The sequence below is a fragment of the Mycobacterium sp. WMMD1722 genome (assembly GCF_049315205.1).
Lineage (GTDB): Bacteria > Actinomycetota > Actinomycetes > Mycobacteriales > Mycobacteriaceae > Mycobacterium.
The window spans coordinates 1,734,291-1,759,296 of record NZ_CP186056.1 but is presented as its reverse complement, the minus strand read 5'-3'; the positions used below and the strand labels follow the sequence as shown (position 1 = coordinate 1,759,296).

30 protein-coding genes are annotated in these 25,006 nt (G+C 69.5%); 19 read left to right on the top strand and 11 right to left on the bottom strand.

Annotated elements, in window-relative coordinates:
- Nucleotides 1-68 precede the first annotated feature (68 nt).
- Nucleotides 69-1,424: a DUF222 domain-containing protein gene (locus tag ACN27E_RS08285; protein WP_422748135.1), complete on the bottom strand. Its 1,356-nt coding sequence runs from the start codon at nucleotides 1,422-1,424 to the stop codon at nucleotides 69-71.
- Nucleotides 1,425-1,601: 177 nt separating this feature from the next.
- Here ACN27E_RS08285 and dapB point away from each other — a divergent pair, with 177 nt between their 5' ends.
- From dapB to ACN27E_RS08260, 5 genes are all read left to right on the top strand, one after another.
- Nucleotides 1,602-2,339 carry a 4-hydroxy-tetrahydrodipicolinate reductase gene (gene dapB, locus ACN27E_RS08280; protein ID WP_422748132.1) on the top strand — a complete coding sequence of 246 codons (738 nt, stop codon included), beginning with the start codon at nucleotides 1,602-1,604 and terminating at the stop codon, nucleotides 2,337-2,339.
- Entirely contained in the window at nucleotides 2,336-2,800 is a 465-nt protein-coding gene (locus tag ACN27E_RS08275; protein ID WP_422748130.1) for a hypothetical protein, read from the top strand. The genes dapB and ACN27E_RS08275 overlap by 4 nt, the downstream gene beginning before the upstream one ends.
- Entirely contained in the window at nucleotides 2,797-3,249 is a 453-nt protein-coding gene (locus tag ACN27E_RS08270; protein WP_422748127.1) for a flavodoxin family protein, read from the top strand. The genes ACN27E_RS08275 and ACN27E_RS08270 overlap by 4 nt, the downstream gene beginning before the upstream one ends.
- 35 nt (nucleotides 3,250-3,284) lie before the next feature.
- Nucleotides 3,285-3,470, top strand: a complete 186-nt coding sequence (locus ACN27E_RS08265; RefSeq protein ID WP_422748125.1) for an SDR family oxidoreductase — start codon at nucleotides 3,285-3,287, stop codon at nucleotides 3,468-3,470.
- Nucleotides 3,471-3,587: 117 nt separating this feature from the next.
- Nucleotides 3,588-4,049, top strand: coding sequence for a hypothetical protein (locus tag ACN27E_RS08260; protein WP_422748123.1), 462 nt, complete (start codon nucleotides 3,588-3,590; stop codon nucleotides 4,047-4,049).
- Here ACN27E_RS08260 and ACN27E_RS08255 read toward each other — a convergent pair.
- Nucleotides 4,046-4,786, bottom strand: coding sequence for a dienelactone hydrolase family protein (locus ACN27E_RS08255; protein WP_422748121.1), 741 nt, complete (start codon nucleotides 4,784-4,786; stop codon nucleotides 4,046-4,048). The genes ACN27E_RS08260 and ACN27E_RS08255 overlap by 4 nt on opposite strands.
- A 43-nt stretch (nucleotides 4,787-4,829) precedes the next feature.
- Here ACN27E_RS08255 and ACN27E_RS08250 point away from each other — a divergent pair, with 43 nt between their 5' ends.
- The 3 genes from ACN27E_RS08250 to ACN27E_RS08240 are packed head-to-tail and all read left to right on the top strand — an operon-like array spanning nucleotide 4,830 to nucleotide 7,388.
- Nucleotides 4,830-5,630 carry a thymidylate synthase gene (locus ACN27E_RS08250; RefSeq protein ID WP_422748119.1) on the top strand — a complete coding sequence of 267 codons (801 nt, stop codon included), beginning with the start codon at nucleotides 4,830-4,832 and terminating at the stop codon, nucleotides 5,628-5,630.
- Nucleotides 5,631-5,658: 28 nt separating this feature from the next.
- A complete protein-coding gene (locus ACN27E_RS08245; RefSeq protein WP_422749711.1) occupies nucleotides 5,659-6,144 on the top strand; it encodes a dihydrofolate reductase in 486 nt (161 codons plus the stop codon).
- Nucleotides 6,141-7,388: a winged helix-turn-helix domain-containing protein gene (locus tag ACN27E_RS08240; RefSeq protein WP_422748118.1), complete on the top strand. Its 1,248-nt coding sequence runs from the start codon at nucleotides 6,141-6,143 to the stop codon at nucleotides 7,386-7,388. The genes ACN27E_RS08245 and ACN27E_RS08240 overlap by 4 nt, the downstream gene beginning before the upstream one ends.
- Here the strand turns inward: ACN27E_RS08240 and ACN27E_RS08235 are convergent.
- On the bottom strand, nucleotides 7,349-7,933 hold the full coding sequence (locus tag ACN27E_RS08235; RefSeq protein ID WP_422748116.1) for a nucleoside deaminase: 585 nt from the start codon (nucleotides 7,931-7,933) through the stop codon (nucleotides 7,349-7,351). The genes ACN27E_RS08240 and ACN27E_RS08235 overlap by 40 nt on opposite strands.
- A gap of 57 nt (nucleotides 7,934-7,990) precedes the next feature.
- Here ACN27E_RS08235 and thyX point away from each other — a divergent pair, with 57 nt between their 5' ends.
- Genes thyX through ACN27E_RS08220 form a run of 3 tightly spaced genes read left to right on the top strand, consistent with a single transcriptional unit; the run spans nucleotide 7,991 to nucleotide 11,344 of the window.
- The gene (gene thyX, locus ACN27E_RS08230; RefSeq protein ID WP_422748114.1) at nucleotides 7,991-8,743 is read left to right on the top strand and encodes an FAD-dependent thymidylate synthase; all 753 of its coding nucleotides are present in this window, start codon (nucleotides 7,991-7,993) and stop codon (nucleotides 8,741-8,743) included.
- A gap of 25 nt (nucleotides 8,744-8,768) precedes the next feature.
- A complete protein-coding gene (dapA, locus tag ACN27E_RS08225) occupies nucleotides 8,769-9,671 on the top strand; it encodes a 4-hydroxy-tetrahydrodipicolinate synthase (RefSeq protein ID WP_422748112.1) in 903 nt (300 codons plus the stop codon).
- Nucleotides 9,668-11,344, top strand: a complete 1,677-nt coding sequence (locus ACN27E_RS08220; protein WP_422748110.1) for a ribonuclease J — start codon at nucleotides 9,668-9,670, stop codon at nucleotides 11,342-11,344. The genes dapA and ACN27E_RS08220 overlap by 4 nt, the downstream gene beginning before the upstream one ends.
- 6 nt (nucleotides 11,345-11,350) lie before the next feature.
- On the opposite strand, the gene ACN27E_RS08215 is transcribed toward ACN27E_RS08220, so the two are convergent.
- The 4 genes from ACN27E_RS08215 to ACN27E_RS08200 are packed head-to-tail and all read right to left on the bottom strand — an operon-like array spanning nucleotide 11,351 to nucleotide 13,704.
- Nucleotides 11,351-11,635, bottom strand: coding sequence for a hypothetical protein (locus tag ACN27E_RS08215; RefSeq protein ID WP_422748108.1), 285 nt, complete (start codon nucleotides 11,633-11,635; stop codon nucleotides 11,351-11,353).
- Nucleotides 11,636-11,662: 27 nt separating this feature from the next.
- Nucleotides 11,663-12,556, bottom strand: coding sequence for an SAM-dependent methyltransferase (locus tag ACN27E_RS08210; RefSeq protein ID WP_422748107.1), 894 nt, complete (start codon nucleotides 12,554-12,556; stop codon nucleotides 11,663-11,665).
- Nucleotides 12,557-12,562: 6 nt separating this feature from the next.
- Nucleotides 12,563-13,390 carry a mycofactocin-coupled SDR family oxidoreductase gene (locus ACN27E_RS08205; protein WP_422748105.1) on the bottom strand — a complete coding sequence of 276 codons (828 nt, stop codon included), beginning with the start codon at nucleotides 13,388-13,390 and terminating at the stop codon, nucleotides 12,563-12,565.
- On the bottom strand, nucleotides 13,387-13,704 hold the full coding sequence (locus ACN27E_RS08200; protein WP_422748104.1) for a putative quinol monooxygenase: 318 nt from the start codon (nucleotides 13,702-13,704) through the stop codon (nucleotides 13,387-13,389). Before ACN27E_RS08200 ends, ACN27E_RS08205 begins: the two co-directional genes overlap by 4 nt.
- A 170-nt stretch (nucleotides 13,705-13,874) precedes the next feature.
- Here ACN27E_RS08200 and ACN27E_RS08195 point away from each other — a divergent pair, with 170 nt between their 5' ends.
- Complete coding sequence (locus tag ACN27E_RS08195; protein WP_422748102.1) at nucleotides 13,875-16,493, top strand: DNA translocase FtsK 4TM domain-containing protein; 2,619 nt, start codon at nucleotides 13,875-13,877, stop codon at nucleotides 16,491-16,493.
- 6 nt (nucleotides 16,494-16,499) lie between these two features.
- Here the strand turns inward: ACN27E_RS08195 and ACN27E_RS08190 are convergent, their stop codons facing one another.
- Nucleotides 16,500-17,540 carry a methyltransferase gene (locus tag ACN27E_RS08190; RefSeq protein ID WP_422748100.1) on the bottom strand — a complete coding sequence of 347 codons (1,041 nt, stop codon included), beginning with the start codon at nucleotides 17,538-17,540 and terminating at the stop codon, nucleotides 16,500-16,502.
- A gap of 74 nt (nucleotides 17,541-17,614) precedes the next feature.
- On the opposite strand from ACN27E_RS08190, the gene ACN27E_RS08185 reads away from it, so the two are divergent.
- Nucleotides 17,615-18,466: a UbiA family prenyltransferase gene (locus tag ACN27E_RS08185; RefSeq protein ID WP_422749709.1), complete on the top strand. Its 852-nt coding sequence runs from the start codon at nucleotides 17,615-17,617 to the stop codon at nucleotides 18,464-18,466.
- Nucleotides 18,453-19,514, top strand: coding sequence for a type III polyketide synthase (locus ACN27E_RS08180; protein WP_422748099.1), 1,062 nt, complete (start codon nucleotides 18,453-18,455; stop codon nucleotides 19,512-19,514). Before ACN27E_RS08185 ends, ACN27E_RS08180 begins: the two co-directional genes overlap by 14 nt.
- Before the next feature lie 5 nt (nucleotides 19,515-19,519).
- On the opposite strand, the gene ACN27E_RS08175 is transcribed toward ACN27E_RS08180, so the two are convergent.
- Nucleotides 19,520-20,041 carry an amino-acid N-acetyltransferase gene (locus tag ACN27E_RS08175; RefSeq protein ID WP_422748098.1) on the bottom strand — a complete coding sequence of 174 codons (522 nt, stop codon included), beginning with the start codon at nucleotides 20,039-20,041 and terminating at the stop codon, nucleotides 19,520-19,522.
- Between the two features lie 68 nt (nucleotides 20,042-20,109).
- Here ACN27E_RS08175 and pgsA point away from each other — a divergent pair, with 68 nt between their 5' ends.
- The 4 genes from pgsA to pspM all read left to right on the top strand — a co-directional run bounded on the left by pgsA (nucleotide 20,110) and on the right by pspM (nucleotide 22,894).
- The gene (pgsA, locus tag ACN27E_RS08170) at nucleotides 20,110-20,688 is read left to right on the top strand and encodes a CDP-diacylglycerol--glycerol-3-phosphate 3-phosphatidyltransferase (protein WP_422749708.1); all 579 of its coding nucleotides are present in this window, start codon (nucleotides 20,110-20,112) and stop codon (nucleotides 20,686-20,688) included.
- A gap of 95 nt (nucleotides 20,689-20,783) precedes the next feature.
- Nucleotides 20,784-21,113, top strand: a complete 330-nt coding sequence (gene clgR, locus ACN27E_RS08165; RefSeq protein ID WP_422748096.1) for a transcriptional regulator ClgR — start codon at nucleotides 20,784-20,786, stop codon at nucleotides 21,111-21,113.
- 113 nt (nucleotides 21,114-21,226) lie between these two features.
- Nucleotides 21,227-22,039: a phage shock protein PspA gene (gene pspA / locus ACN27E_RS08160; RefSeq protein WP_422748094.1), complete on the top strand. Its 813-nt coding sequence runs from the start codon at nucleotides 21,227-21,229 to the stop codon at nucleotides 22,037-22,039.
- Nucleotides 22,040-22,057: 18 nt separating this feature from the next.
- A complete protein-coding gene (gene pspM / locus ACN27E_RS08155) occupies nucleotides 22,058-22,894 on the top strand; it encodes a phage shock envelope stress response protein PspM (protein ID WP_422748093.1) in 837 nt (278 codons plus the stop codon).
- Here the strand turns inward: pspM and ACN27E_RS08150 are convergent.
- Nucleotides 22,891-23,316 carry a DUF5313 domain-containing protein gene (locus ACN27E_RS08150; RefSeq protein WP_422748092.1) on the bottom strand — a complete coding sequence of 142 codons (426 nt, stop codon included), beginning with the start codon at nucleotides 23,314-23,316 and terminating at the stop codon, nucleotides 22,891-22,893. The two genes, pspM and ACN27E_RS08150, sit on opposite strands and share 4 nt — an antisense overlap.
- A 9-nt stretch (nucleotides 23,317-23,325) precedes the next feature.
- Nucleotides 23,326-23,775, bottom strand: coding sequence for a limonene-1,2-epoxide hydrolase family protein (locus ACN27E_RS08145; RefSeq protein WP_422748091.1), 450 nt, complete (start codon nucleotides 23,773-23,775; stop codon nucleotides 23,326-23,328).
- Nucleotides 23,776-23,840: 65 nt separating this feature from the next.
- Between ACN27E_RS08145 and ACN27E_RS08140 the strand changes: the two genes are divergently transcribed.
- On the top strand, nucleotides 23,841-25,004 hold the full coding sequence (locus ACN27E_RS08140; protein WP_422748090.1) for a glycosyltransferase: 1,164 nt from the start codon (nucleotides 23,841-23,843) through the stop codon (nucleotides 25,002-25,004).
- Nucleotides 25,005-25,006 lie beyond the last annotated feature (2 nt).

Below are 25,006 nucleotides of genomic sequence, written 5' to 3'. Positions count from 1 at the left end.
CGCCACCACAGCATTCTGTTCCGCTCGGTGGCGGAGCAGTGTTGCCGGGCAGCACTTCTGAGATCCCGCTATTCGGGGTCGTCGTCGTCCCCGTCGCTCGCTTCTTCGCGCGCGTCGTGGATGTAGCGCTCGGGGTGGAAGTAGTTGTTGACCCGGGTCTGGCCGGTGTCGAGCGCCGGGGGTGGTACCCATTCCGTGCGGCCGTTGCGGCGGATAGTGGTCCATTCGGTCTCTTCGATGAGCAGGTTGTCGCTCTTGCAGGCCAGCCGCATCACGTTGGTGTTCGTGAGTCCGCCGCGGGCGTAGTCGTCGTCGTGGTGGACCTCGCTCTGAAACGCCGGTTTGGGGCAGCCGGGTCGGGTGCAGCCGATGTCGCGGGCGAACAGGGCGAGCCGTTGTGCGGTCGACGCGCAGCGTTTCGCCCGACCCAGGTAGAGGACTTCCCGGTGGTGGTCGTCGAACACCGCCAGGTAGTGGTGGGCTTGTCCGGCCATCCGGATGAGGTCGCGTACCGGGAGGCGGGTGCCGCCCGCGGTGTGGGCGTAGCCGGCCGCTCGTTCGAGTTCGGTGACGGTGGTGGTGGCGACGATGGTGGCGGGCAGGCCGTTGATCTGGCCGAGTGCCCCGGAGGCGACGAGTTCGCGCAAGCCGGTCTTGATGGCGTCGTGGTGGCGTTGGCCTTCGGTGCGGGTGTCAGGCATCCCGGCCATATCCGGTGGCAGATTGTGGCCGGGTTGGCCGTGTTTGGCGTGGACGACGTCGATGAGGGCGGCGAGTTCGGGGTCGACGTAGCCGCTGATGTTGGTCATGCCGTCAGGGCGTTGTCTTCCTTTGCGAAACCGGCGCAGCCGCTGCTGGAGCGCTTGGTCGGGTTCGGCGCCGTCCGGGTCGACGAGGGCGATCAGTACGTCGACGGCTTTACGCAGTTGTTCAGGGTCCAGGCCGACGGCCTGCTCGGCGAGGGTGTGTTCGGCCAGATCGCGGGTGTCGGCGTCGACCCAGCGGGGCAGCCTCTTGAGCCCTTTCTGGATTGCTTCGACGTGCGGGGCGCCGATGGGCCCCCGCGCGAGGGCGGCCGCGGTTTCGGGCATCTGCGGGGGCAGCGGTTCGCCGGTCATCGAGCGGCGCGGCGCGAGTTGCTCGGCGTCTTTGAGTCGGCGGCCGGCGTCTTTGGGTTCGATGCGCAGCCGGGTCGCGACGACCATGCGCAGCGTCTTCTCCCCGAACATCAGAGGGTCGACCCCGTCGGCGAACGCGGCTGTGGCTTGGTGGCTGAACGCGAGGTCTCGGCGCAGTCCGCGCTCGGCGTATTCGACGATGGCGAGGCGTTCGGTGGTGGTGAGCATCTCGAGAGGGAAGGCCGCGAGCTCGGCGCGGGCGGCGTCGAGCCGCTCGAGCGTCGCCTGTAGGTCTTCCCGATCCATATGTCGAACACTAGTACGACCCACCGACACGTGTGCGCGGCGAAAGCCCGCCGCCGGCAACTGTTTTCGAGTGCACGCGATGCGCCGCGAGCGTGCGCAAACTGCACACCGAACCGCGGCGTGTCGTGTGCAAACCCGCACGCTCGTGGCAGGAATTCCGCCGACTAGGGTGGGCGCATGCGAGTAGGCGTGCTGGGCGCGAAAGGCAAGGTCGGGGCGACGATGGTGCAGGCGGTCGAGGCCGCCGACGACCTCACCTACACCGTCGGGGTGGACGCCGACGATCCGTTGAGCGCGCTCGTCGACAGCCGGACCGACGTGATCATCGACTTCACCCACCCCGCGGTGGTGATGGACAACCTGAAGTTCCTCATCGACAACGGCATTCACGCCGTCGTCGGCACCACCGGGTTCACCGACGAAAGACTGGAGCAGGTCCGGTCCTGGCTGGCCGACAAGCCGGAATCGGCGGTGCTGATCGCGCCGAACTTCGCGATCGGCGCCGTGCTGTCCATGCATTTCGCGCAGCAGGCCGCGCGGTTCTTCGAATCGGTCGAAGTGATCGAGTTGCACCATCCGCACAAGGCCGATGCACCGTCGGGCACCGCGGCCCGCACGGCGAAGCTCATCGCCGAGGCGCGAAAAGGTATGCCGCCCAACCCCGATGCGACCAGCACCGGTCTCGACGGAGCGCGCGGTGCCGATGTCGACGGCGTGCCCGTGCACTCGGTACGGCTGGCCGGTCTGGTCGCCCACCAGGAGGTGCTGTTCGGCACCCAGGGGGAGACGCTGACCATCCGGCACGACAGCATCGACCGCACGTCCTTCGTTCCCGGCGTGCTGCTCGCAGTGCGCCAGATCGGACAGCGGCCCGGTCTCACCGTGGGTCTCGAGCCGCTGCTCGACCTCACATGACCGACGACCGGCGTGCGCTGCGCCTCCAGCTGCTGATCGCGCTGATGTGCGCGGCACTGGTGGTGTACTTCGTGCTCCTCGGCCGGACGGCGCTGGCGTTCATCACCTCCGGCACGCCGACCGCGATCGGCCTGGGCGTTGCGCTGCTGGCCCTACCGGTGATCGGTATCTGGGTGATGGTCAGCACGCTGCGCGCCGGGTTCGCCCATCAACGGCTGGCGCGACTGGCCCGGGAGCAGCATCAGGAACTCGACGTCAGCGATCTGCCGCGCCGTCCGTCGGGGCGCATCGAACGCGATGCCGCCGACGCGCTGTTCCAGACCGTGCGCGCCGAACTCCAGGCGGACCCGGAGAACTGGGTGCGCTGGTACCGGCTGGCGCGTGCGTATGACTACGCCGGTGACCGCGCCCGGGCGCGCACCGCGATGCGCAGGGCCGTCGAGATGCAGGAACAGGCATGAGCACCCTGCTGATCGTCCACCACACGCCCTCGCCGCATACGCAGGAGATGTTCGAGGCAGCGCTCCGCGGCGCCACCGATCCGGAGATCGAGGGTGTGGAGGTGATCCGTCGTCCGGCGCTCACTGTGTCGGCGGTCGACATGCTCGACGCCGACGGCTATCTGCTCGGCACACCGGTGAACCTGGGCTACATGAGCGGTGCGCTCAAGCACGCATTCGACCAGTCCTACTACCAGTTGCTCGATGCCACTCGCGGCCGACCATTCGGTGTCTACCTGCACGGCAACGAGGGGACCGAAGGAGCTGTGCGCGCGCTGGACGGCATCACCGCGGGGCTCGGCTGGGAACGCGCCGCCGAGACCGTCGTCGTCTCGGGCAAGCCGGCCAAAGCCGATCTCGAGGCCTGCTGGAATCTGGGCGCCACCGTGGCTGCCCGACTGATGGGGTAGCCCCGGGCCGCACCGCCACGGACGCCGATTCGCCGATGTCGCGGCCGAAAAGCGAGCGGGGCGGCGCCGAGTACCTCGCCGACATTGAGCGTATGCACCCGATGGGCCGCCTCGGTGACCCGATCGAGGTCGCCAACGCCATCGCCTTCCTGGCCTGCGACGAGGCGTCTTTCGTCACTGGAGCGGTGTTGCCCGTCGACGGCGGATTTCTGGCGCAGTAGCCCCGCACCGGTCGACCGCCACCGACCGGCGGTACCTTTTCGGGAACCGCCGCACACCGACGCTCGGGCCGCTCCGCGGCGGTATGCCGAGGGCCGTCACCAGAAAGGACCCCAACGATGCCGGGTATCGCGGAGATCGCGCTCGGGGCCGCGCCGCTGGCCGGCGGAGCTTTGCTCGGCCTGGCCGCGGGCGGCCTGAAGGGACCTGATATCCGGGGCGCGATCGCCAAGGACATGGACCTGATCGAGCGGATGACCGACGAGCAGGCCGACCTCAAACGGAGGCTGCAGGAGAGCGTCGACCTGCGCATCAGCGACCTGATCGACGCGACCGAGAAGAGCCGCGCCCTGCGCGACGTCGCCTTCTCCTACCGGGGCAATTGGCGCGACATCGTGGTGTTCGTCTGTGCGCTGCTCTTCACCTTCATCTGGTGGAACGTCAAACACAGCCGACCGCACTGGCTGATGACGTTCGTCGTGCTGGTGCTCCTGTGCATCCTCACCGCGGTCTACGCTGTGCGCGGCCTCATCGGCGCCGCTCAGACGTTCCGCGCCAACCGCCGTCGCGGCGGCACCTAGCTCGGCAGCGACGTCTCGAACAGCTCCTGCAGGGCGATCCAGTGCCGCTGCGCGGACTCCTCGTCGTAGGGCGCATTGTCGGGCACCGCGAATCCGTGCTCGGCGGGATAGATCTCGACAGTGTGCTGCACACCCGCGGCCGTCAGCGCCTTGTCGAGCGTCTGGGCCTGCTCGGTGGTGAAGGACGCGTCGTTCTCGGCGCCCGCGACGTAGACCGTCGCGGTCATCCGGTCGGCCAGCAGGTGCGGGCTGGTCTCGTCGTCGGTCACCAGGCCGCCGCCGTGGAAGGACCCTGCCGCGGCGACCCGCCCGGGGACCCGGCCCGCCACGATCAGCGAGGTTCGTCCGCCCATGCAGTAGCCGCATACGCCGAACCGGTCACCGCGAACCTCGGGGCGGCTCCCGAGGAAGTCGAAGAATGCGGTCGCGTCGGCTTCCATCCGCTCCGGCGTGACCGAGCCGATCAATCCGAACAACCGTTTGCGCTCGGCCTGGTCGCTGAACACCGTGCCCATGTCGAACGGCTCCCACTGGCCGCTGCGGTAGTAGACGTCGGGCAGCAGCACCGCATGCCCGAACGCCGCCAACCGGTCGGCCATCTCGTGGAAGGTGGGCCGCACCCCGCCGGCATCGGGGTACATCACCACGCCCGACCAGGGTCCGCTTCCGTTGGGGGTGTGCAAGGTGACGGGGCAGGAGCCATCCGGGGTGGTGACGGTGGCGCTGATGCTCGGCATGGCTACCGTTCTACCCGCCGGTGCGGGCAGTAGGCTGACCGACGTGCCGATTCCCACGCCGTACGAGGATCTGCTGCGGGTGGTGCTCGAGCGCGGCACCCCGAAATCGGATCGCACCGGCACCGGCACTCGCAGCCTGTTCGGTCATCAGCTGCGCTACGACCTGGGCGCGGGTTTCCCGCTGATCACCACGAAGAAGGTGCACCTCAAGTCGGTGATCTACGAACTGCTGTGGTTCCTGCGCGGCGATTCGAACGTGCGGTGGCTGCAGGAGCACGGCGTCACGATCTGGGACGAATGGGCGAACGACTCCGGCGATCTCGGCCCCGTCTACGGGGTTCAGTGGCGGTCCTGGCCGACGCCGTCCGGTGCGCACATCGACCAGATCAGCGCAGCGCTGGAACTGCTCCGCCGCGACCCCGACAGTCGGCGCAACATCGTGTCGGCCTGGAACGTCGGCGAGATCCCGCAGATGGCGCTGCCGCCCTGCCACGCGTTCTTCCAGTTCTACGTCGCCGATGGACGGTTGAGCTGCCAGCTCTATCAGCGCAGCGCCGATTTGTTCCTCGGCGTGCCGTTCAACATCGCGAGCTACGCGCTGCTGACCCACATGATGGCCGCGCAGGCCGGTCTGGACGTCGGCGAGTTCGTCTGGACCGGCGGCGACTGCCACATCTACGACAACCACGTCGAGCAGGTCACCGAGCAGTTGCGCCGCGACCCGCGTCCCTATCCGGAACTTGTTCTCGCGCCGCGTGATTCGCTGTTCGACTACACGTATGAGGATGTCGTGGTGCGCAACTACGACCCGCATCCGGCGATCAAGGCGCCTGTCGCTGTATGAGGACTGCTTGCAGGTCCGAATCATGACCATGACCGACATCGGGCTCATCTGGGCGCAGTCCAGCTCCGGAGTGATCGGCCGCGACGGCGGCATCCCCTGGCGGCTGCCCGAGGACCAGGCGCGGTTCAAGGAGCTCACCATGGGCCACCGGGTGGTCATGGGCCGGCTGACCTGGCAATCGCTGCCCGCACGGGTCCGCCCGCTGCCGGGCCGGAAGAATGTCGTACTCACCCGGCAGGCTGACTACATGGCTGACGGGGCAGAGGTGGTGACCACCATCGAGGACGCGTTCGGTGACGAGGACACGTGGGTGATCGGCGGCGAGCGGGTCTACACCCTGGCGCTGCCCAGAGCCACTCGCTGTGAGGTCACCGAGGTCGAGGTGGACCTGAAACGCCGAGACGCGGACGCGATGGCCCCGGTACTCGGGCAGGCGTGGATCGGCACCACCGGGGAGTGGGCGATCAGCAGTTCCGGGCTGCGCTACCGCTACCACAGCTACCGCCGGGCATGAGGCTCACCGGCGCGCAGGCCCGCCGGGTCGCCGTCGCCGCGCAGGGCTTCGTCGAGCCCCGCCCCCGGGGACCGGTGACCCGCGCCCATCTGCGCCGCCTGGTCGACCGCATCCAGATCCTTCAGCTCGACTCCGTGTCGGTGGCGGTGCGGGCGCACTATGCGCCGGTGTTCAGCCGCCTCGGTCCCTACGACCGGGACGTGCTGGACCGGGCTGCCTGGGCACATACCGCGCGCTCACCCCGACTGCTCGTCGAATACTGGGCCCATGAAGCCGCATTGATGGCCGTCGACGACTGGCCGCTGCTGCGCTGGCGGATGCGCGAGTACACCCACGGTCGGTGGGGCGTGCACATCGTCAAGAACAACCCGCAGTTGGTCGAGAACGTGGTCGCGGCGGTCACCGAACTCGGGCCTGCCACCGCCGGGCAGATCGAGGAGTACCTCGGCGGCGGCCGCCGCAGGGCCGCGGGCCCCGCCAAGAAGGAGATGTGGGATCGCAGCGACACCAAGTGGGTGACCGAGGCGCTGTTCGCCGCGGGCGTGCTGACCACCGCCACCCGGGTCGGCTTCGCGCGGCACTATGACCTCACCGAGCGAGTGCTGCCCACCGAGGTGGTCGCGCGGCAGGTCGACGAGGCCGACGCGGTGCGCGAGCTCTGCCGGCGGGCGGCCGGAGCGCTCGGGGTCGCCACCGAGGCCGACATCCGCGATTACTTCCGGCTGGCGGCCAGACAGGTCAAACCCGCCCTCGCCGATCTGGTGGCCGAGGGCGAACTCGAACCCGTGGAGGTCGACGGATGGGCGGCGCCCGCCTATTTGCGCGCCGGACAGCTGGTGCCGCGCCTCGACCGCGGAACCGCACTTCTGTGCCCGTTCGACCCGCTGATCTTCTTCCGTCCGCGGGTCGAACGGCTGTGGAACTTCCACTACCGCATCGAGATCTACACCCCCGCGGCCAAACGCCGATTCGGGTACTACGTGTGGCCGTTCCTGCTCGACGGCAGGCTGGTCGGCCGCGTCGACCTCAAAGCCGACCGGGTCGGCGATGCCTTGCACGTGGTGGGCGCGTTCGCCGAGCCCGGTGCGGAGCCGTCGCGGGTGAGCGAGGCGCTGGCCGTCGAGCTGCGCAGCATGGCCACCTGGCTCGGTCTGACCGACGTGACGGTCGGTGACCGGGGTGACCTGGTGGCCGCGCTCGACCGTCAGCTCAACGGAATGTCGTTGCCGTCCTTGGACTCCTGATACGTGGTGCTCAACGCGCGGTAGCGGGCGCGGATCCGGCGGTCCTGCTCGCGGAGTTCGGCGCGCGACGCCTCCGGCCCGGAATCCAGCAGATCGACAATCGAGTACGCCGTCCAGAAGGCGTTGCTGCGCTGATATCCGCCGGGCGGCAACCCGAAGACCTCGGCGAGGATGCGCAGATCGTGCGGGATCGCAAAACTGTCGCGCGAATCCTCGTGGCTGAACAGGTAATAGACGTTGTCGAAGCCTGCCCAGGTGATCGCGGACATGCACATCGTGCACGGTTCGTGGGTCGACAGGAACAGCAGCTCGCTGGTCGCCGGGCGTTCGGTGAGTTCGTAGAACAGGTTGAGGGTGTTGATCTCCCCGTGCCGCAGTGGGTTGTTCAGTTCGTCGTTCGTCCCGGCGATCACCAGGCTCAGATCGGACTTGCGCAACAGCGCCGCACCGAACACCTTGTTGCCGGCGAGCACCCCGCGCTCGGTGAGCGGAAGAATGTCGTTCTCCACGACATCGAGCAGGCGCGCAGCCACCGGTTCGGGCATGGCCCACACTAACCCCGCAGGTGGCAGGGCACCCGTCGCGCAGCTTAGGGTGACGCGGTGGCCGAGATCGCGCCGCTGCGCGTGCAGCTGATCGCCAAGACCGAATTCACCGCCCCGCCCGACGTGCCCTGGCAGACCGACGCCGGCGGCGGGCCGGCGCTGGTCGAGTTCGCCGGGCGGGCGTGCTATCAGAGTTGGTCGAAACCGAATCCGCGGACGGCGACCAACGACTCCTACCTACGTCACATCATCGACGTCGGACACTTCTCGGTGCTCGAACACGCGTCGGTGACCTTCTATATCACCGGCATCTCCCGGTCCTGCACCCACGAACTGATCCGGCACCGGCACCTGTCGTATTCGCAGCTCTCCCAGCGGTATGTCCCCGACACCGAGGCGCGCGTCGTCGTCCCGCCGGGCATCGAGGACGATGCCGAACTCACCGAGGTGTTCATCGACGCGGTCGATGCCGCGCACGCGGCATACACCCGGGTGCTCGCTGAGCTGGAGGCGAAATTCGCCGATCAACCCAACGCGGTACTTCGACGTAAACAGGCGCGTCAGGCGGCCAGATCGGTGCTGCCCAACGCCACCGAGACCCGCATCGTCGTCACCGGCAACTACCGGGCGTGGCGGCATTTCATCGCCGTACGCGCCAGCGAACATGCCGACGTCGAGATCCGGCGGCTGGCGATCGCCTGCCTGCGTGAACTGGTTGCGGTCGCCCCGGCGGTCTTCGCCGACTTCGAGGTCACCACCCTCTCGGACGGCAGCGAGGTCGCGACCAGCCCGTTGGCCACGGAGGCATGACGTCCAACGGGTAACCTTGTCTAGCGTGAGTGCCAGCGGATTCGACGTGACGGCCCGAGTGGGCACGATGCTGACCGCCATGGTGACCCCGTTCAAGCCCGACGGCTCGGTCGACACCGAAACCGCAGGACGCCTCGCTGCCCACCTTGTCGATGCCGGCTGTGACGGACTGGTGCTGTCGGGCACGACCGGCGAATCGCCGACCACCACCGACGCCGAGAAGCTGACCCTGCTGCGCACCGTCCTCGAGGCCGTCGGCGATCGGGCCCGCATCATCGCCGGAGCCGGCACCTACGACACCGCGCACAGCGTGCACCTGGCCAAGGCCTGCGAGGCTGAGGGTGCGCACGGGCTGCTCGTGGTCACGCCGTACTACTCGCGGCCGCCGCAGGCGGGATTGATCGCCCACTTCACCGCCGTCGCCGACGCCACCGCGCTGCCGAACATCCTCTATGACATCCCGCCGCGCTCGGTGGTGCCCATCGAGTGGGACACCATCCGCACGCTGGCCGGTCACCCGAACATCGTCGCGATCAAGGACGCCAAGGCCGACCTGCACGGCGGCGGCCAGATCATCGCCGAGACCGGGTTGGCGTACTACTCAGGGGACGACGCGCTGAACCTGCCCTGGCTGGCCATGGGGGCGGTGGGCTTCATCAGCGTGTGGGGACATGTCGCCACCAGCCAGCTGCGCGAGATGCTCTCGGCCTTCCATTCCGGCGACGTCGCCACCGCCCGCAAGATCAACGTCACGTTGGGCCCGCTGAGCGCCGCGCAGGCCCGGCTGGGTGGGGTGACGATGGCCAAGGCGGGCCTCGGACTGCTGGGCTTCGAGGTCGGCCCGCCCCGGTTGCCGCAGGTGCCCGCCACCCCCGAGCAGCTGGACGGACTCGCGACCGATATGCGTGCCGCCGGCGTGCTGCGATGAGCGCGGAGATGGAACCGCCGGGCCCGCTGGCGGTCGGCGGTCTGCGGGTGACCGCGTTGGGCGGCATCAGCGAGATCGGCCGCAATATGACGGTGTTCGAGCACCTCGGGCGGCTGCTCGTCATCGACTGCGGTGTCCTGTTCCCCGGGCACGACGAGCCCGGCGTGGACCTGATCCTGCCCGATCTGCGCCATATCGAGGACCGCCTCGACGACATCGAGGCGCTGGTCGTCACCCACGCCCACGAGGATCACATCGGGGCGATCCCGTTCCTGCTCAAATTGCGGCCCGACATCCCCGTCGTCGGCTCCAAGTTCACCCTGGCCCTGATCCGCGAGAAGTGCCGTGAGCACCGCATCAAACCGGTGTTCACCGAGGTCGCAGAGGGGCAGAGCAGCAGGCACGGCGTATTCGAATGCGAGTACTTCGCCGTCAATCACTCGGTGCCGGGCTGTCTGGCCGTCGCGCTGCACACCGGGGCGGGCACCGTCCTGCACACCGGTGACATCAAACTCGACCAACTGCCGCTCGACGGCAGACCCACGGATCTGCCGGGTATGTCGCGTCTCGGCGACGCCGGGGTGGACCTGTTCCTGTGCGACTCCACCAACGCCGACCGGCCCGGCGTCGGCCCGTCCGAGAGCGAGATCGGCCCGACGCTGCATCGCCTGATCCGCGGCGCCGAGGGCCGGGTGATCGTCGCATGCTTCGCCTCCAACGTCGACCGGGTCCAGCAGATCATCGACGCCGCGGTCGTACTCGGCCGGAAGGTCTCGTTCGTGGGCCGGTCGATGGTGCGCAACATGGGCATCGCCCGCGAACTCGGCTATCTCACGGTCGAGGACTCCGACATCCTCGACATCGGCGCCGCCGAGATGATGCCCGCCGACCGCGTCGTGCTGATCACCACCGGCACCCAGGGCGAGCCGATGGCGGCGCTGTCGCGGATGTCGCGCGGCGAACACCGCAGCATCACGCTCACCGCGGGCGATCTGATCGTGTTGTCGTCGTCGCTGATCCCCGGAAACGAGGAGGCGGTGTACGGCGTGATCGACGCGCTGGCCAAGATCGGCGCCCGGGTGGTCACGAATGCACATGCACGCGTTCATGTTTCAGGTCACGCGTACGCGGGCGAACTGCTGTTCCTCTACAACGGCGTCCGCCCGCGCAACGTGATGCCGGTGCACGGCACATGGCGGCATCTGCGCGCCAATGCGGCGCTGGCCGCCAGCACCGGGGTCGACCCGGCGTCGATCGTGTTGGCGGAGAACGGGGTGAGTGTCGACCTCGTGGCCGGAAAGGCGAGCATCGCCGGTGCGGTCACGGTCGGCAAGATGTTCGTCGACGGTCTCGTCACCGGAGACGTGGGCGAGACGACGCTCGGCGAGCGGCTGATCCTGTCGTCGGGTTTCGTCGCGGTCACCGTCGTCGTCCACCGCGGCACCGGCCGTCCCGCCGGGCCGGCGCACCTGTTCTCCCGCGGATTCTCCGAGGATCCCAAGGCGCTCGAACCGGCGGCGCGCAAGGTGGAGGCCGAACTCGAGGTGCTCGCCGCGGATGCGGTCAGCGATCCGGCCCGCATCGCGCAGGCGGTCCGGCGCACGGTCGGCAAGTGGGTCGGCGAGACCTATCGCCGCCAGCCGATGATCGTGCCCACGGTCATCGAGATCTGAGCGACGTCACGCCGGGTCGGCGGCCGGCGCGACGCACGTGAATCCCGACCCCTCGGGCTGGGGGATGTACGCGCCGCGCGCGACGTCGCAGCAGGTGCGGTAGGCGTTCTGCAGCGCCGCATCGTCCATCCGGCCCTTCGGGGTGAATTCGCCGCCGACGAAGGGGGTGATCACCTGGTCCGTACAGGCGATGTAGGCGTTGACGTCCCACCCGGCGGGCTGGGCGGCGGCGACGGCCGGGCACCCCACGATCGCGGCGAACGCCAGCGCGGCGACGATGAACGGCTTCATGACACCAAGGGTCTCTGTTGTAACGCGTCAGCGCAAGGGTGGGTCGGCGGTCTTCTCGGCGTGCGCCGTCCATTCCACCTCCGAGGCGCCGAGCCGACGTCCCGCGGGTGAGAGGTAATGCCCCTGGTAGTACTCGGGTCCCGCCTGCTCGACCAGGCGCCAACCGTGACATGCCAGCAGCGGCGCCACGTCATCGGGACCGATGCCGTACTTCCAGATCTGCCGGCGCTGTCGAAAGCGACGGTGCAGCGAGCCAGCGCCGTAGAGGTCGGTGCCCTCGATGAATTCCCGACGCACATACGTGAAGACCAGGCGGCTGCCCGGTGCGGCGCGTGCGAGGTGAGCGAACGTCGCGTCCACCGCGTCGGCGGTGAGGTACTGGGTGACGCCCTCCCAGATGAACAGCGTCCGGCTGTCCGCGGAGCACCCGCGCCCGGCGAGGGTCCCGGTCAGATCGTCGCGTTCGAAGTCGACGTCGACCAGATGCACGTTGGCCGGGACGGCGCTCAGTGCGCGCTCGATCACCGTGCGCTTGCGCCGGATGTTCACCGGCAGATCGACCTCGTAGAACCCGATGTCGGTGTGGTCGGCGAAGCGGCACGCGCGTGTGTCCAGGCCGGCGCCGAGCACGACGACCGCGTCGATGTCCGGCAGCGCCGCCTCGAGCACCTCGTCGATGAACCGTTTGCGGCACACCAGATTCGCCCACAATCCCGGCGCGGCCCGTTCCATGGTGGCGACCAGGGCCCGGCGCACGACGCGCACCCGGGTCGCGGCGACCACCGCGCGGGGGCCTCTCGGGAGAAAGGACGCCGCCAGCGCATCGGTCACCAGGCGACGTCCCGGCGCGAGGTGCTGTTCGACCGCGGCCAGCACCATCGGCCCGACGGCGGTGGCTGCGGCGGGTTGGTCGTCGGTCATGTCGCGTCAGCGTTTGTTGACGTATCCGGCGTCGACCGGCAGCGCGACTCCGGTGATGTATCGGCCGGTGTCGGAGACCAGGAACTCGACCGCCGCCGCGATGTCCTCGGGTTCGAGGGCCTGCACCGGCAGCGCGTTCCCCATGTCCGGGCCACCCTGGGATTCCTGCGCCAGGCCGTCGAGCCAGCTGCGGGTGAACTCGTTGTCGATCATCGGGGTGTTGACCCCGGCGGGGTGCACGGAGTTGACCCGGATGCTGTAGGGCGCAAGGAAGTTGGCGTACGCGCGCATGAGGCCGACGATGCCGTGTTTGGCGGCGGTGTAGCCCACCGAACCCGCCAGGGGTGCGCCCAAGCCGACCAGGCCGGCCACCGAGCTGGTCAGCACGATCGAGCCACCGTTGCCGAACTTGATCATCGGCTTCATCGCCACGTCGATGGTGTGGTAGACGCCGGTCAGGTTGACGTCGATGACGTCCTGCCAGGCGTCCTCCGCAGCCATCGGTGCGATACCGGCGTTGGCGACCACGATGTCGAGCCGGCCACCGAGTTCGTCCACACCCGCCTTGAGCGCACTCTTCACCGCAGCACGGTCCCGGACGTCGGTGACCGCCGCGACGATGCGCGCACCGGTGTCCTCGACCAGCTTGACCGTCGCGGCCAGATCGTCGGGCGTCGCCAGGGGATAGGGGACCGACGCGATCTGGTCACACAGGTCGACCGCGATGATGTCCGCGCCCCGGCTCGCCAGCCGGACCGCATGCGCGCGACCCTGACCGCGCGCCGCGCCGGTGATGAAGGCGACCTTGCCGTCCAGGGCGCCCCCCGCGGTCACGGCCGCAGCTGACCCTTGGCGGGATCGCCCGCGACCACGGGCGAGGCCACCTTGATGTCCGGGGCGCCCGCGAGGTGGTCGCCGAGATCGGCGAACATCTGGGTGACGGCCGGCGCACCGCCATGGGTGGCCAGGGCGTCACCGTCGGCCCACTGCTCGACGAAGATGAACGTTCCGCCGTCGACCTCGTGCAACGAGTACAGATCGCAGCCGGGCTCGCCGTGTACCTCGGCGATCGTCCTGGTGAGGATGTCGCGGGCGGTGTCGAGCGACTCGGGCTTGACGCTCAGGGTGGCGACGACGGTGACGGGCATGGGGGAGGGCCTCCTCATCGAGTGCAAGGGCTGTCGGCGACCGCGGTGCACCGCGAACCAGACAGGTGTCCACCCTACTCAGGTGGGCCGCCGCGAGACCCATCCGCAACCAATCTGTTACCCGTGTGGCAGATGGTGATTATGAGGTTGGTGCGACTAGGCTGGACGGTATGGCAGGTAAGACCGTCACCCGCTCCGGAGCCCGTTCTGGCAGCTCAAAGGCCGGAACGCGGACGCGGTCCGGGGCCCAGCGTCCGGCCGGAGCGGCCAAGCGGCCGGCGCGCCCCTCCAAGGGGGCGGCCCCGCGGCGCAAACCCGCTGCCCGCCGCGGCGGTCCGTCGCCGGTCGCCACGGCGGGAGCCGCCGTCGGGCGGGGGGCCCGCGCGGGCTGGCTGATGGTCGCCAAGGGCGCCGGTTCGACGGCCCGTTCGGTCGGCCGCGCCCGGGAGATCGAACCGGGCCACCAACGGGACGGAATCGCCCTGGCCCTGCTGGGTGTCGCCGTGGTGATCGCCGCGAGTTCGTGGTTCGACGCCGCCCGGCCGGTCGGCGGGTGGATCGACTCGGTGCTGCGCACCCTGGTGGGTGGCGCCGTCGTGCTGCTGCCCATCGCTCTCGCCGGGATCGCGGTGGCGCTCATGCGCAGCGAACCCGATCCGGAGTCGCGTCCACGGGTGATCCTGGGCGCGGCCATGGTCACCCTGCCCGCCCTCGGGCTGTTCCACCTGTGGTCGGGCTCGCCGCAACCGCCGGCGGAGCGCCAGCACGCCGCCGGATTCGTCGGGTTCGCCATCGGCGGTCCGCTCGCCGACGGGTTGACCGCGTGGATCGCGGCACCGCTGTTGTTCATCGGCGTGCTTTTCGGCGTGCTCCTGCTCACCGGCACGACGATTCGCGAGGTACCCGAAACCGTCCGGACGATGTTCACCGCGCGCGGCTACCGCGACGGCGACGACGACTACGACGGTGACTACGACGGCGAGTACGACGACGACTACTACGCGGACGAGGAGTCCGCCGGGGAACCGACCGGTTCTGCGCCGGCGCCGGCCGACGACTTTGCCGACGGCTACTACGACGACCCGTCCGCCGCGCGGCACCAGGACATGTGGCCGTCGGGTTCCCCGATGGACAACTACCCGCTGGATCCCCAGGACGCCGGCGACGCGCCCACCATCCCCGAGCCGGTGCCCGTCGCGGAGGACAAGCCGCGCCGCAAGAAGCCGGCCGCACCGGCGAAGCCCGAGCCGCAGTCGGACACGCTCTCGCTGGACCGGGTGGTCGACGGCAACTATGTGCTGCCGCCGCTGGACCTCCTCATCGCCGGCGACCCGCCCAAGCTGCGCAGCTCGGCCAACGATCGCATGATGGACGCGATCTCGGAGGTGCTCACCCAGTTCAAGGTCGACGCCGCCGTCACCGGCTGCACTCGCGGCCCGACGGTCACCCGCTACGAGGTTGAGCTGGGTCCCGGTGTGAAAGTCGAGAAGATCACCGCGCTGCAACGCAACATCGCCTACGCCGTGGCCACCGAGAGTGTGCGCATGCTCGCGCCGATCCCGGGCAAGTCCGCCGTCGGCATCGAGGTGCCCAACACCGACCGCGAGATGGTCCGGCTGGCCGACGTGCTGACCGACCCCAAGACGCGTCGCGATCACCATCCGCTGGTGATCGGGCTCGGCAAGGACATCGAGGGCGAGATGATCTCGGCCAATCTGGCCAAGATGCCGCATCTGCTGGTGGCCGGCTCGACCGGTTCGGGCAAGTCGAGCTTCGTCAACTCCATGCTGGTCTCGCTGCTCGCCCGCGCCACCCCGGAAGAGGTCAGGATGATCCTGATCGACCCGAAGATGGTGGAGCTCACGCCGTACGAGGGCATTCCGCACCTGATCACACCGATCATCACCGAACCCAAGAAGGCGGCCGCCGCGCTGGCCTGGCTGGTCGAGGAGATGGAGCAGCGTTACCAGGACATGCAGGCCTCGCGCGTGCGTCACATCGACGTGTTCAACGAGAAGGTGCGTTCGGGGGAGATCAGCACGCCGTTGGGCAGCGAGCGCGTCTACAAGCCCTATCCCTACATCCTGGCGATCGTCGACGAGCTCGCCGACCTGATGATGACCGCGCCGCGCGACGTCGAGGACGCCATCGTGCGCATCACGCAGAAAGCCCGCGCCGCGGGCATCCACCTGGTGCTCGCCACGCAGCGGCCCTCCGTCGACGTGGTGACCGGTCTGATCAAGACCAACGTGCCGTCGCGGCTGGCGTTCGCGACCTCGTCGCTGACCGACAGCCGGGTCATCCTCGACCAGCCTGGGGCCGAGAAGCTCATCGGTATGGGCGACGGACTGTTCCTGCCGATGGGTGCGGGTAAGCCGATCCGGCTGCAGGGTGCGTTCATCACCGACGAGGAGATCCAGGCCGTCGTCTCGGCGACCAAGGACCAGGCCGAGCCCGAGTTCGTCGAGGGTGTGACCGCGGTGAAGGCCGGCGAGCGCAAAGACGTCGACCCCGACATCGGTGACGATATGGACGTGTTCCTCCAGGCGGTCGAACTGGTGGTGTCGAGCCAATTCGGGTCGACGTCGATGCTGCAGCGCAAGCTGCGGGTCGGCTTCGCCAAGGCCGGCCGCCTGATGGACCTGATGGAGACCCGCGGAATCGTCGGACCGTCCGAGGGGTCCAAGGCCCGCGAGGTGCTGGTCAAGCCCGACGAACTGGCCGGCACGCTGGCGCTGATCCGCGGGGGCAGCGACGCCGGCGGCGCCGACGCCGGCGACGAGTTCTAGGCCGACCTAGGTCCTGGTGGCGACGTACATGGCCTGACCCGGTATCCGCAGGATCCTGGTGCGCCGCGGCGTGCCGAATCCGGCCTCGGCCAACCAGGCGTGAAGCTGCTCTGGCGGGTGGACCTGCGCGCCGGAGCTGAGGTAGACGAACAGGCTGAGCACGTTGGCCGCCGCCGACGTTCGCCGGCTCGGCTCGGCGAAGGCATCCATCACGGCCAGCACGCCGCCCGGGCGGAGCGCGTCGTGGATCCTGGCGAACAGGTCGACGGTCTGCGCGGCGGTCAGGTGATGCAGCAGGTTGAAGCACAGCACCGCGTCGTATCCGGTGCCCAGGTCGGCGGTCGTCGCGTCACCGTCCCGGTGGATCACCCGATGGGACAACCCGGCGCCCGCGACGATCTCCCGGTCGATAGCCGCGCTGCCCGGTAGGTCGAGCACGGTCGCCGTCAGCCGGGGGTGGCGCCGGCACAACTGGGCCGAATACCACCCATGGCCGCCGCCGACGTCCAGGACGCTGCGCGTCTGGCGGGGCAGCCGCAGTTTTCGGGCCACCTCGCCGGCGCTGAGGCGGGCCAGGTCGAGCTGACCGCCGATGTAGCGCCGCCAGTACGGGTCACCGGGCGGCGCGTCGTGGTGGCCGGCCGGCCGGCCGGTTCGGGTCACCTCGTCCAGCTGCGACCACCACGGCCAGTAGTCCACGGTGCCCGCCACGTACTGGGCGACCGACAGCGGGGAGGCGGGGTCCAGCCACCGCCGCGATGCGCGGCTGAGCCGGTACCGGCCGGAGCGAACCGTGACGTGCCGGCCGGAGCGCAGGCAGTCGAGCAGTAGCCGGGTCGGAACCGGATCGAGGCCGAGCGCGGCGGCGACTTCGTCGGCCGTCGAGGGTCGGCGTGCCAGGTGGGCCGTCACGCCCGTCCGCACGGCCGTGACGACCACCGCCGACAACGCCATTCCACCCCACGCCTCGGCCGCGGCGGTGGGGACGACACCGGCCCGCAGCGCGAGCCATTCGACCGCGTTGGCGGCGCGCAGTCCGAGCCTCACGCATCACGACCTTGGGACACCCAAAATTTACTACCATGTCAACACCCGTCTCGCCGACCTGAGGGAGCCCGACGATCACGGCCCACACCCGCACGGCACCACGCGTCGGCAGCCGCATCCGCGCCCTGCTGGTCGCCGGTCATGTCGGTCCGTCGCTGACGATCACCGCGCTGGCGACGCTGCTGGCGGCCCAGGCGGCCCCGGTCGGAATCGGTCCGCTACTCACCGGACCGGCGATGCTGGCCGGACAGCTGTCGGTCGGCTGGTCCAACGACGCCATCGACGCCACCCGCGACGCCGCCGCCGGGCGGACCGACAAACCGGTCGTTGCCGGCCTGATCAGCGTGCGCACGGTATGGGTCGCCGCTGTCACGGCGCTGTTCGCCGGGCTGGGCATGGCCCTGGCGATCGGGGTGCCCACCGCCATCCTGCTGGCCGTGATCGTCGGCGCCGCGTGGGCGTACAACCTCGGTCTCAAAGCCAACGCCGGTTCCGGCCTGATGTACGTCCTGGGCTTCGGGCCGATCCCGGCGTACGCGGCGAGCACCCTGCCCGGCCACCCGTTGCCGACCTGGTACGCGACCGCCGCGGCGGCCCTGGTCGGGCTCGGCGGTCACTTCACCAACGTGCTGCCCGACGTGGCGGCCGACCGGGCCGCCGGCGTCGACGGGCTGCCTCAGCAGGTGTTCGCCCGCTGGGGAGAGCGGGCCGTGCGGGCGGTCGCGGTGCTGCTCCTGTCGGCCGCGTCCGCGGTGCTGGTGGTGGCCTCCGGCTTCCACGGGGTGGCGGTGGCCGGGATGGGCGTCGCGGTGCTGCTGGCGGTGGTGGCCGCCCGGGGCCGCGGCCGGGTTCCGTTCGCCGCCGCCTTCGGTATCGCGGCCGTCGACGTCGTACTCCTGATCGTGGTGGGCTATGCGCAGAGCTGAGGGCAGCCGGATCATGGCGGTGCGTTCGGCGTTTCCGGTTCACCGTCACCCCCAGGACCGGCTGACCGCCGAGGTGGCCGAACTCAGCGGCCTGGACCCAGACCAGCGGACGCTGCTGGAGCGGTTGCACGCCAAGGCGGGGGTCGATCACCGCCATACCGTGGCGCCGCTGGCGGAGTACTCCGCCCTACGTACCGTCGACCGGGCCAACGACCGCTACGTCGAGGAGGCCGTCGACCTCGGCGAACACGCCCTGCGCCGGGCCCTCGAAGCGGCCGGGCTGACGGCGGGCGAACTGGACCTGCTGATCGTCACGTCGGTGACGGGGGTGGCGGTGCCGTCACTGGACGCCCGGCTGATCCCACGGCTGGGTCTGCGCCCCGACATCACGCGGTTGCCCATCTTCGGTCTCGGTTGTGTGGCCGGCGCGGCCGGGCTGGCCAGGCTCAACGACTATTTGTTGGCCTGGCCCGGGCGCCATGCCGCGCTGTTGGCGGTCGAACTGTGCTCGTTGAGCTGGCCGACCTTCCAGCTCACCACCGCCGACCTGGTGGTGACGGGTCTGTTCGGCGACGGAGCGGTCGCGGTGGTGGCCGCAGGTGAACAGGCCGGCGACGGGGTGCGGGTGGTCGCCACGCGCAGCGAAGTGTACCCGGCCACCGGGGACACCCTGGGCTGGCGGCTGGGCGCGGACGGGTTTCGCATCGTGCTCACGGCCGAGCTGGCCGATGTGGTCGAGCGGCGACTGGGGGCGACGGTCACGTCGTTCCTGAACGATCACGGGCTGGACATCCACCATGTCGCCCGATGGGTCTGCCATCCGGGTGGACCCAGAGTGCTCGATGCCGTGCAGGCCGCTCTGGGATTGCCCGACCGCGCCGTCGAATCGAGCCGGCGGTCCCTCGCCGAGGTCGGCAACCTCTCCTCGGCGTCGGTGCTGCACATTCTGCAGCAGACCCTCGACGCCGCACCGCCGCCGGGCTCGACCGGTCTGATCATCGGCCTGGGCCCCGGGGTGAGTGTCGAACTGCTACTCCTACAGTGGTGAATCGCCTACAGCGTCAACAGCATGCGGGTGTTGCCCAGGATGTTGGGTTTGACGTAGGACAGGTCGAGGAATTCGGCCACGCCGGTGTCGTAGGACCGGCACATCTCCTCGTACACCTCGGCGGTGACCGGTGTCCCGTCGATCTCGGCGAAGCCGTGGCGGGCGAAGAACTCGGTCTCGAACGTCAGCACGAAGATGCGCTGCAGTCGCAGTTCGCGGGCCACCCCCAGTAACCGGTCGACCAGCAGATGGCCGACACCGCGGCCTTTGACCTTCGGGTGGACCGCGACGGTGCGGACCTCGCCGAGGTCGGCCCACAACACGTGCAGTGCGCCGCAGCCGATCAGCTCGCCGTCGTATTCGGCCACCCAGAACTCCTGCACCGCTTCATACAGCGTGACGAGGTTCTTCTCGAGCAGGATCCGGCCCGCGTAGATGTCGACGAGCGCCTTGATCCCGGGCACGTCCGACGTGCGGGCGCGACGCACCGACACCGCGTCGGACGGCCGGGCTTGCGCTGAGCTCACGCTGCGAGGGTATCCGGAGGGACAACCGATATTCTGTGTCGGTGTCGGGCCCGTCTCCTACTGATCCGGTGGTGCCGCGCGCCCGAGTGGCCAATCTGGCCAACGTCCTCACCGGTGTGCGTTTCCTTCTCGTGCCCGTCTTCCTGGCCGCCCTCTTCGTCGGCGACGGCCACGAAACCTATTGGCGCGTCGTGGCATTCGTGGTCTTTGCGGTCGCGGTGATCACCGATCGGTTCGACGGCGCACTGGCCCGCAGCTACGGGATGGTGACCGAATTCGGGAAGCTGGCCGATCCGATCGCCGACAAGGCGCTGATCGGCTCGGCGCTCGTGGGGCTGTCGCTGCTCGGCGATCTGCCGTGGTGGGTGACCGCGGTGATCCTGGTTCGTGAGCTCGGAATCACAGTGTTGCGCTTCGTGGTGCTGCGTCACGGGGTGATCCCCGCCAGCCGGGGCGGCAAGATCAAGACCCTCGTACAGGCGGTGGCGATCGGGTTGTTCGTCCTGCCGCTGTGGGATTGGCCGGGGCCCTGGGTATCGGTGGCGTGGGTGATCATGGCCGCCGCCGTCCTGCTGACGGTGTTGACCGGGGTGGATTACGTCATCTCGGCGCTGCGGGATTCCCGGGCGCGACCGATCGGCAGATGACCGGAGATCGGACGCGAATATTCGCCTCCGGCGGGAACCACCGGGCGGTCGGAGGCGTTGTCCACATAGCAACCCCAGCCGACAAAGGAGGCACGATGTCCGCATTGTTGCGCGAGGTGATCGGCGACGTCCTGCGCCGTGCCCGGATCTCGCAGGGCCGGACGCTGCGCGAGGTCTCCGACTCAGCCCGCGTCAGTCTCGGATATCTCTCCGAGGTGGAACGTGGCCGCAAAGAGGCGTCGAGCGAGCTGCTCGGCGCGATCTGCGGAGCGCTGGAGGTGCCGCTGTCGCGGGTGCTGTCCGACGCCGGTGAAGAGCTGGCGGATCAGGAGCGGGCCGCCGTGCCGGCGCGTGCCGCGGCGCCCAGTATCGACGTGAGCACCAAGGTCGTCATTCCGCAGGCTGTGTCGATGGCGGTGGCCTGAGCGGTCCGATCCGAGATCGCCGCGGGGGTGTGGTCGGGTGTGCGGAACCGATAAGTTGGCAATAGTTACCTGTTGGACGCAGTCGACAAGACACACGAAGGCGGAGTGAAGCGATGGCCAACCCGTTCACCAAGGCGTGGAAATACCTGATGGCGCTGTTCAGCTCCAAGGTCGACGAATATGCCGATCCGAAGGTGCAGATCCAACAGGCGATCGAAGAAGCGCAACGGCAGCACCAGGCGCTGACCCAGCAGGCCGCGCAGGTGATCGGCAACCAGCGCCAGCTGGAGATGCGGCTCAACCGCCAGCTCGCCGACATCGAGAAGCTCCAGGTCAACGTGCGCCAGGCCCTGACGCTGGCAGACCAGGCCGTCGCGGCGGGCGACGCCGCCAAGGCCACCGAGTACAACAACGCCGCCGAGGCCTTCGCCGCCCAGCTGGTGACCGCCGAACAGGGGGTCGAAGACCTCAAGTCGCTGCACGATCAGGCGCTGCAGGCCGCCGGTCAGGCCAAGAAGGCCGTCGAGCAGAACGCGATGATGCTGCAGCAGAAGATCGCCGAGCGCACCAAGCTGTTGTCGCAGCTCGAGCAGGCCAAGATGCAGGAGCAGGTCAGCGCCTCGTTGCGCGGTATGAGCGAGCTGGCGGCCCCGGGCAACACCCCCAGCCTGGACGAGGTGCGCGACAAGATCGAGCGCCGCTACGCGACGGCGATGGGCGAAGCCGAGCTGGCCCAGAACTCCGTGCAGGGCCGCATGCTGGAGGTGCAGCAGGCCAGCGTGCAGATGGCCGGACACTCCCGCCTCGAGCAGATCCGCGCCTCCATGCGCGGCGACGCCCTTCCCTCGGGCGGTGCGACCCCGAACCCGGCCGCCAACCCGGCGCCGGCGACCCCGGCGACCCCGGAAAATCCTCTGTCCCAGTGAGTTTCGTGAGGTGAGGCAGTGAAGGTCCAGACCAGGCAGACGCCGTCGGCGTGGCGTTCGGTGCTGCAGCGCGGTGTGGACAGTGCCGCCGAGTTCACCGACGTGGTGGCCGAGCGCCTGCACGCCGCCTCCGACCCGCGGGCCAAACTGCTGCGCAAGCGCCGCTGGGCCCTGCGGCTGGGTCTGTTCTTCACCGTCACCACGCTGTTCTGGCTGGTCGTCACCGCCGTGCTGGCGTCGTGGAGCACTCCGTTCTGGGTGTTCATCATCACCGGTGCCATCGCGGCCGGCGCGATGTTCCCGGCCACTCTGCTGCTCCTGCGTTACCGATGGCTACGCGCCGAACCGCTACCGCCGGTCCGCACGCGCTCCTCCCGCCGACTGCCCCCGTGGAACTCCGCGGCGCGGGCGCCGATGGCCGCGCTGGTCTCCGCCGAGCGGGGTCTGACATCGCTGCTGGGCGTGCTGGAACGCGGCCGGATGCTGCCGGCCAGCGAGTTGCGCGAACTCCGCGTCGCCGCCGAGCAGAGCGCCGCGACGATGGCTGCCACCGCCGCCGAAGTGGTCTCGATGGAACGGGCCATGGCGTCGTCGCCGCAGGCCCGCGCGCATCTGCAGCCGACCGTGGCCTCGTTCGTCGCGCAGATGGACCAGGGCGTGCGTCAGTACCACGAAATGGTCAGCGCGGCAGCGCAATTGGTTTCGACGGTGAATAGCGGACCGATGTCGAGTTCGCCGATGTACGGTCGGCGCTACCGTGACGAACTGGTCGACGCGACCGACCGGCTGCAGGGCTGGGCCCAGGCGTTCGACGAGCTGGGCGCGACCGCGCCGGGCCGCTACCGGACGGCTTAGAGGTCGGTGGAACTCGGCGGCCCCGACCGCGGGCCGTACCGCTCGATGTAGGCCTGGTGGATGTGGGCCTTCTTGCGCCGGGGAATCACATCGGTCAGAGCGGGGTCCAGACCGTGTTTGCGCAACATGTTCTTGCGCCACACCTTGTTCAGGGCGTGTGAGAAGTACACGAACGGGATCAGAATCGGCAGCGTCATGCTCAGGTGCACGTCCAGCGTGGTCGGGATCAACCAGAACGGCGCCATCACCAACACCGCCGGGAGGAACACGCGCACCATCATCCGTCTGGTGGCGCCCTCGCCGGCGAGATCCTCGGCGACCCATCCGCTCATCTCGTCGGGGAGCCGTTTGCCGTAGCAATACGCGAGATACTGCAGCGGCCCCGGCCGCGGGCCGGGTGCGGGATTTCCTCTGCGGCCCACGCGTGCGGCCTACAGCGTCGGGCGCAGCGACGGGACCGCCGCACCCAGCACGCCGCGCACGGTGCCCTTCAGGAAGTCCACCATGTCGAAGTAATCCCGCCACAGCGTGATCCGCCCGGCATGTACCTCGAAGACGCCGCACACCCAGAACTGCACCCGCAACGGACCGAAGACCAGCGCGTCGGTGCGTTCGGTCAGCACCGTGGTGCCGTCAGCCGCGATGCGATGGATCTTGACCTCGAAGCCGAACTTGCCCTGGCCGCGGCGGAACAGACCGGAGATGCGCTGGCGCCCGCGGATGATCGGGAAGCCGACGTTGTGCCAGGCGATGTGGTCGGCCATCAGGGCGTCGGTGGTGTCGAAGTCCTCGTCCTGCAGGGCGTAGAGGAAGGACTCGACGACGCGGGCGGTCGCGGCGCTGTCGATGGCGGAAGTGGTGCCGTTGCTCGCATCGGTCATGCGGCCAGCGTAGCCCTGTGCATCCGTACGCCCAGAGCCTTCGCAGACTGTGACAGGGTGGGTCGGTGCGTGTCGCCGTCGTCGCCGGTCCCGATCCCGGCCACGCCTTTCCCGCGATCGCCCTGTGCCGGAAATTCCTGGCGGCCGGTGCCGAACCCACCCTGTTCACCGGCGTCGAATGGCTGGACACCGCGCGGGCCGCCGGCATCGCCGCCGAGGAACTCGCGGGCCTCGACCCGACCGAGGATGACGACGACACCGACGCGGGCGCCAAGATCCATCGGCGGGCGGCGCGGATGGCGGTGCTCAACGCCCCGCGGATCGGCGAGTTGGGCGTTGATCTGGTGGTCTCCGATGTGATCACCGCGTGCGGGGGGATGGCCGCTGAACTGCTCGGGATCGGGTGGGTGGAGCTCAACCCCCATCCGCTGTACCGGCCCTCGAAGGGGTTGCCGCCGCTGGGCAGCGGTCTGGCTCCCGGGGTGGGGCTGCGGGGCCGGGTGCGCGACTCGGTGATGCGGGCGCTGACGGCCCGCTCCTGGCGCGACGGCCTGCGGCAGCGCGCCCATGCCCGGGCCGGGATCGGATTGCCCGCCGACGACCCGGGACCGCTGAGGCGCCTCATCGCGACCCTGCCGGCCCTGGAGGTGCCGCGTCCGGACTGGCCCACCGAGGCTGTCGTGGTGGGACCGCTGCACTTCGAACCGACCTCGACGCTGCTGCCGCTCCCACCCGGAGACGGTCCGGTGGTGCTGGTGGCGCCGTCGACGGCCGAGATCGGGGAGCGGGACATCGCCGAGGTGGCGTTGGAGGCGCTGATCCCGGGACAGACGCTGCCGGTGGGCGCGCGGGTGGTGGTGTCGCGGCTGTCCGGCGCGGACGGCCCCGTGCCGCCCTGGGCCGTCGTCGGGCTGGGCAGGCAGGACGAACTGCTGACCCATGCCGATCTCGCGATCTGCGGCGGCGGACACGGCATGGTGGCCAAGACGCTGCTGGCCGGCGTGCCGATGGTGGTGGTGCCCGGGGGTGGCGACCAGTGGGAGATCGCCAATCGTGTTGTGCGACAGGGCAGCGCACAACTGGTGCGTCCGCTGACCGCCGACGCGCTGGCGGGGGCCGTCGGTGCGGTGCTGGCTTCGCCGAGTTACCGCGAAGCGGCACGGCGGGCCGGGGCAGGCGCGACGCAGGTCAGCGATCCGGTACAGGTGTGCCAGGACGCCCTCGCGTAGTT

What these genes read in the sequence shown, in the direction of transcription:
- ACN27E_RS08265 (WP_422748125.1), top strand. Translation starts at nt 3,285, where the DNA reads ATGTCGCGGCCGAAAAGCGAGCGGGGCGGCGCCGAGTACCTCGCCGAC.
- ACN27E_RS08285 (WP_422748135.1), bottom strand. Translation starts at nt 1,424, where the DNA reads ATGGATCGGGAAGACCTACAGGCGACGCTCGAGCGGCTCGACGCCGCC.
- ACN27E_RS08210 (WP_422748107.1), bottom strand. Translation starts at nt 12,556, where the DNA reads ATGACCGACGACCAACCCGCCGCAGCCACCGCCGTCGGGCCGATGGTG.
- ACN27E_RS08240 (WP_422748118.1), top strand. Translation starts at nt 6,141, where the DNA reads ATGAGGCTCACCGGCGCGCAGGCCCGCCGGGTCGCCGTCGCCGCGCAG.
- ACN27E_RS08220 (WP_422748110.1), top strand. Translation starts at nt 9,668, where the DNA reads ATGAGCGCGGAGATGGAACCGCCGGGCCCGCTGGCGGTCGGCGGTCTG.
- dapB (WP_422748132.1), top strand. Translation starts at nt 1,602, where the DNA reads ATGCGAGTAGGCGTGCTGGGCGCGAAAGGCAAGGTCGGGGCGACGATG.
- pspA (WP_422748094.1), top strand. Translation starts at nt 21,227, where the DNA reads ATGGCCAACCCGTTCACCAAGGCGTGGAAATACCTGATGGCGCTGTTC.
- ACN27E_RS08195 (WP_422748102.1), top strand. Translation starts at nt 13,875, where the DNA reads ATGGCAGGTAAGACCGTCACCCGCTCCGGAGCCCGTTCTGGCAGCTCA.
- ACN27E_RS08235 (WP_422748116.1), bottom strand. Translation starts at nt 7,933, where the DNA reads ATGCCCGAACCGGTGGCTGCGCGCCTGCTCGATGTCGTGGAGAACGAC.
- ACN27E_RS08255 (WP_422748121.1), bottom strand. Translation starts at nt 4,786, where the DNA reads ATGCCGAGCATCAGCGCCACCGTCACCACCCCGGATGGCTCCTGCCCC.
- ACN27E_RS08200 (WP_422748104.1), bottom strand. Translation starts at nt 13,704, where the DNA reads ATGCCCGTCACCGTCGTCGCCACCCTGAGCGTCAAGCCCGAGTCGCTC.
- ACN27E_RS08215 (WP_422748108.1), bottom strand. Translation starts at nt 11,635, where the DNA reads ATGAAGCCGTTCATCGTCGCCGCGCTGGCGTTCGCCGCGATCGTGGGG.
- ACN27E_RS08180 (WP_422748099.1), top strand. Translation starts at nt 18,453, where the DNA reads ATGCGCAGAGCTGAGGGCAGCCGGATCATGGCGGTGCGTTCGGCGTTT.
- ACN27E_RS08245 (WP_422749711.1), top strand. Translation starts at nt 5,659, where the DNA reads ATGACCGACATCGGGCTCATCTGGGCGCAGTCCAGCTCCGGAGTGATC.
- ACN27E_RS08260 (WP_422748123.1), top strand. Translation starts at nt 3,588, where the DNA reads ATGCCGGGTATCGCGGAGATCGCGCTCGGGGCCGCGCCGCTGGCCGGC.
- ACN27E_RS08275 (WP_422748130.1), top strand. Translation starts at nt 2,336, where the DNA reads ATGACCGACGACCGGCGTGCGCTGCGCCTCCAGCTGCTGATCGCGCTG.
- ACN27E_RS08145 (WP_422748091.1), bottom strand. Translation starts at nt 23,775, where the DNA reads ATGACCGATGCGAGCAACGGCACCACTTCCGCCATCGACAGCGCCGCG.
- ACN27E_RS08270 (WP_422748127.1), top strand. Translation starts at nt 2,797, where the DNA reads ATGAGCACCCTGCTGATCGTCCACCACACGCCCTCGCCGCATACGCAG.
- clgR (WP_422748096.1), top strand. Translation starts at nt 20,784, where the DNA reads ATGTCCGCATTGTTGCGCGAGGTGATCGGCGACGTCCTGCGCCGTGCC.